We start from the raw sequence: 5,025 nt of genomic DNA on the forward strand, positions 1-5,025 counted from the left end.
AGTTAATGAACAACATATAGGAATCGGCACTGACATCCTTGTCGATCACCATCTCGTACGGCGCATTACTGTTCAGGAAGCCGTAGAACCAGGCGTCGCGCCCCTCGCCTTCTTTCAAGGTGCGGTCATAGCCCTTGTCGGTATAATACTTGCCGGTCGCCTTCGACACCCAGAACACGGTCGCCGCATTGTTCTTCGCTTTCAGGTTGCGCGCCAGCGCCACCCAGTTGTCGACGCCTTCGTCGCCCAGCCCCGCATCTTCCCAGGCATACAGGAAGGTATTGTTGGCGACCGTTTGAGATACCGCCAGTGGCGTCGCGATCTGGTGCAGGACGTCGTTGCGGATGGCCGCCACCTGGGCCGGCAGCTCGTGCTGGCCGACGCGTTCGCGCGCCGCCCGGCTGGTCTGCATGATACTAAGAGTCGATGAGATAGCGATGAACAGCAGCAGGCACAGGCCCATGCTGAGCAGAAGCTTGTGCCGGATGGACAAGCGGCGAAGCAATTCCATGTTCCCCTCCCAGAGTCGTCGATATTGTTATGGACTCAGCATATCAACGTCGCCCGGGAGGCCACAATCACTAGTGATGCGCTTGCGCAACAATAGCTACTATAGGGATTGGAACATACTAATTACTCAAACGAGCGTTTGAAGGCGATGAAAGCCGCCGTCAGCGCGGACATCTCGGCACGCAGCGCATGCACTTCGCGCTCCAGGGCTGYGACGCGCTCGCTGTCGGCGCCGCCACTGCGCCCGCTGTCCGCAGTACCGCCACCTGCGCCGGCTGGCGCGTGCGCCGAGCCGCCGTAAGCACCCGCCGTCGCATCGCGCGCCAGCGATTCCTCGCCGCCCAGCAGCTGGCCGTAGCGCGGTTCGCGCGTGCCCGGCGCCTGCACCGAGGCCACCAGCGGCGGATATTTATCCATCAAAAACTGCAGGCCGGTTTCCACCTCGGCCACCGACTTGAATTCATACAGCCTGCCGCTGCGGGTGCGGATCTCGCCCGCAGTCTGCAAACCACGCAGCATCAGGATCGCCATGATGGCTACCTTGTCCTGCTCCAGCGACCACTTGATGCGCATGCGGTGCTCGTACTTGGTCACGCGCGAGCCGGACTGGTTGACGGAATTGACCAGCTTCTTCTCGGTCAGACGCGCCAGCACATCGGCTACCGTGTCTTCCGACAACTGCATCACCGGATCGCGGCTCGACAGCTGATTGCAGCCATTGGTCAGCGCGTTCAGGGACAGCGGATAGTTATCCGGCGTGAGGCCTTCTTTCTCGGCCAGTACGGCCAGTACGCGGATTTCAAAGGGGTCCAGAATATCGTCCAAAGCAGTCTCCTTAATCCACGAGTTTATTCAGCTGTGCGGGATCGAATTTATCGCACGCCTCGATGCTTTCGCAATGCAGCCCGGCCGCCTTCATGGTGGCCACGATACGCTCGATTTGCTGCTCTTGTGTGACAGCGTGATTGATCAGGCCATGCAGCGCCTTCGACAGCGGGTCGTCGCCGTTCGGCGTCACGCCATACGCGGCAAACAGGCGCTCGGTCGGGCTGATACGCTGCTGGTCCTTTTGCACGATGTGCGCGGGATTGCCAACTGCCGTACCGCCCGGTGGCACAGGCTTCAGCAGCACGGCGTTGGAACCAACCTTGGCATATTCGCCCACCGTAAAGCCGCCCAGCACTTTGGCGCCGGCGCCCACGATCACGCCGCGCGCCAGCGTCGGATGGCGCTTGGTGCCCGTGTGCAGCGTGGTGCCGCCCAGCGTCACGCCCTGGTAAATAGTGCAGTCGTCGCCTACCTCGGCCGTTTCGCCGATCACCACGCCGAAGCCATGGTCGATGAAGACGCGGCGGCCGATTTTCGCGCCGGGGTGGATTTCAATGCCCGTGACAATCCGCGCCAGATAGGACAGGAAGCGGCCCAGCCACTTCATGTGGTGATGCCAGCACCAGTGCGCCCAGCGGTGCACCACGATCGCGTGCAGGCCCGGATAACAGGTCAGCACCTCCCAGCCATTGCGCGCGGCAGGGTCGCGCTCGATGATGCTGTTGATGTCGTCGCGGAGGTGGGAAAACATAGGGGGCGCGCGTGATTGTTCAGAAATCCATCATAACGCATCCGCAACGCCCGTGCAGATGGCCAAACCCGAGGCAAAGGCAGGTGGCAGGCACATCGTGCCTGCCACCCGGTTTTGGGTCAGGTTTCAGAAGCGATGCGTTGGCGGCGCGCTTCGTACAGGCAGACGCCCGAGGCCACCGACACGTTCAGCGACTCAACGGAACCGAACATCGGAATCGACACCAGCACATCGCAGGTCTCGCGCGTCAGACGGCGCATGCCCTCGCCTTCCGAGCCCATCACGATCGCGGTCGGGCCGCGGTAGTCGCCTTCGTACAAGCCCTTCTCGCCATCATCGGACGTGCCGATCAGCCAGATATCGCGTTCCTTCAGTTCGCGCAGGGTGCGCGCCAGATTGGTCACGGTAATGTACGGCACCGTCTCCGCCGCACCGGAAGCCACCTTGGCGGCGGTCGCGTTCAGGCCCACCGAGCGGTCCTTCGGTGCGATCACCGCATGCGCGCCGGCGCCGTCGGCCACGCGCAGGCAGGCGCCCAGGTTGTGCGGATCGGTGATGCCGTCCAGGACCAGCAGCAGCGGCGGGCCGTCGATGGCGTCCAGCAGCTCGTCCAGGTTGCGCGCCAGCGCCAGCTGGGACGCGAAGGCGATCACGCCCTGGTGGCGGCGGGTGCCGACGATCTTGTCGAGACGGGCCGATTCAACCGGCATCACGCGCACGCCAGCCGCTTTCGCGTTGGCGATCAGGTCTTTCATGCGGCGGTCGTCGCGCGTGGCGTCCACGAAAATCTCTTCAACGCTGGACGCTTCGTGGCGCAGGCGCGAGGTGACGGCGTGGAAGCCGAAAATCATTTTGTTCTTGCTCATGGTGCTCTCGGGTGCGTTAGCGGCGCGGGATGGGACGCAATGGCGGATCGATGATCCGCCCTACGCCGCAGCGCGGCCCCAATATCGGCGCCGCGCCGGCGCCGCCGGGGTGGTTATCGTTTCTTCTTGCTCTTCGCGGACTTGGTCACGCGTGGTGCAGCCTTCGGGTTGGTCTTGGGCTTGCTGCGCTTGAACGCTGGCGCCGCCGGTGCGGCCTGCGTACGGCCTTTGGCGCGTGCGGCCGGCGCCTTGGTCGGCGCCGCGCCACGCGGGCTGATGCTTGGCGCCGGTTTGGCCTTAGGCTTGCGGCCACGCGGCACCATACCCTCTTCGTCCTCGAAGGTATCGAAATCGCCGAAGGAGCCTACCAGGCCGCCGCCTTTGCCGCGGCCGGATTTTTTCGGCGATGGCATCGACATCACTTCGCTGTCGGCCAGGCGCAGGTCGATCTTGCGCGATTCCAGGTCCACGCGCACCACTTGCACGTTCACGCGGCCGGTCAGCTGATAGCGCTTGCCGGTGCGTTCGCCGCGCAGTTCATGGCGCGCTTCGTCGTACTGGAAGTAGTCCGCGCCCAGGTCGGTGATGTGCACCAGGCCTTCCACGAACAGCTGGTCCAGCTGCACGAACACGCCAAAGGTGGTCACGCCGGTGATGATGCCGCTGAACTCTTCGCCCAGCTTGTCCTGCATGAAGTAGCACTTCAGCCAGGCTTCCACGTCGCGCGACGCTTCATCGGCACGGCGTTCGTTGGCCGAGCAATGCACGCCCAGCGCATCCCACACAGTCAGGTCGCCGGAGGCCTTCTTCGGCTCCCGGCCTTCCTGCTTGTCCTTCAGCTGCTGGCGGCGCTGCGCGTTCGAGATCGTGGTATTCAGCACGCTCTTGTCGGCGATCTTCGGCTCGTACTTCCTGCCCTGCAAAACCGCCTTGATGGCGCGGTGCGTCAGCAAGTCCGGATAGCGGCGGATCGGGCTGGTGAAGTGGGCATAGGCCTCATACGCCAGGCCAAAGTGGCCGATATTGTCCGGGCTGTAGACCGCCTGCTGCATGGAGCGCAGCAGCATGGTTTGCAGCAGGTTCGCGTCGGGACGCTCCTTGACCTTTTTCATCAGCTCCGCGTAATCGCGCGCCACTGGCGTATCGCCACCGCCCAGGGACAGTCCAACCTGCTTCAGGAAGTCGCGCACCTGGGTGAGCTTTTCCTTGGTCGGGCTGGCGTGAATGCGGTAGGTGCCGGGGTGTTTGTGGCGCAGCAGCAGATCCGCCGCGCACACGTTCGCCGCCAGCATGCATTCCTCGATCAGCTTGTGCGCATCGTTACGGGTGCGCGGGATGATCTTCTCGATCTTGCCGGAAGGGTTGCAGACGATGTAGGTTTCGGTGGTCTCGAAGTCGATCGCGCCGCGCTCCAGGCGGGCCTTGAGCAGCGCGTGATAGACGTCGTACAGATTCTGCAGGTGCGGCACCAGCTCGGTACGGCGCGCCGCTTCCGGTCCCTTGGTGTTGCCCAGAATGGCCGCCACTTCGGTATAGGTGAAGCGCGCGGCGGAGTGGATCACGGCCGGATAGAACTGGTAAGCCTTGATGTCGCCTTGCGCCGTAATCACGGCATCGCACACCAGGGTCAGACGGTCCACACGCGGATTCAGCGAGCACAGGCCGTTCGACAGCTTCTCCGGCAGCATCGGAATCACACGGCGCGGGAAATAGACCGAAGTGCTGCGTTCMAGCGCATCAGTATCCAGCGCATCGTTCGGCTTGACGTAATTCGAGACGTCGGCAATTGCCACGATCAGGCGATAGCCCTTGCTGCGGCCGATCTTCACCGGCTCGCAATACACGGCATCGTCGAAGTCGCGCGCGTCTTCGCCGTCGATGGTCACCAGCGGCACGTCGCGCAGATCGACACGCTCGCCCCAGTCGGATTCGCGTACCGAATCCGGCAGCTTGGCGGCCTGCTTCAGCGCGGCGTCCGAGAACACATGCGGCACGCCGAACTTGCGCACGGCAATTTCGATTTCCATGCCCGGGTCGTCCATATCGCCCAGCACTTCCACGATCTTGCCA

The 5,025-nt window shown here is 63.3% G+C and carries 4 protein-coding genes and 1 pseudogene; all 5 read right to left on the reverse strand.

Annotated elements, in window-relative coordinates; genetic code table 11:
- A pseudogene (locus AB4Z11_RS22790) lies at positions 1-511 on the reverse strand (methyl-accepting chemotaxis protein); the annotation flags it as partial.
- Positions 512-633: 122 nt separating this feature from the next.
- Positions 634-1,326, reverse strand: coding sequence for a YceH family protein (locus tag AB4Z11_RS22795; protein ID WP_442027864.1), 693 nt, complete (start codon positions 1,324-1,326; stop codon positions 634-636).
- A gap of 19 nt (positions 1,327-1,345) precedes the next feature.
- A complete protein-coding gene (gene cysE, locus AB4Z11_RS22800; RefSeq protein WP_442027860.1) occupies positions 1,346-2,089 on the reverse strand; it encodes a serine O-acetyltransferase in 744 nt (247 codons plus the stop codon).
- 119 nt (positions 2,090-2,208) lie between these two features.
- Positions 2,209-2,955, reverse strand: a complete 747-nt coding sequence (rlmB, locus tag AB4Z11_RS22805) for a 23S rRNA (guanosine(2251)-2'-O)-methyltransferase RlmB (protein WP_442027861.1) — start codon at positions 2,953-2,955, stop codon at positions 2,209-2,211.
- Between the two features lie 113 nt (positions 2,956-3,068).
- Positions 3,069-5,025: VacB/RNase II family 3'-5' exoribonuclease (locus AB4Z11_RS22810; protein ID WP_442027863.1), on the reverse strand; the 1,957-nt coding region annotated here is incomplete at its 5' end.

The sequence above is a fragment of the Pseudoduganella sp. RAF53_2 genome, assembly GCF_052113985.1.
Taxonomy (GTDB): Bacteria; Pseudomonadota; Gammaproteobacteria; order Burkholderiales; family Burkholderiaceae_D; genus Rugamonas.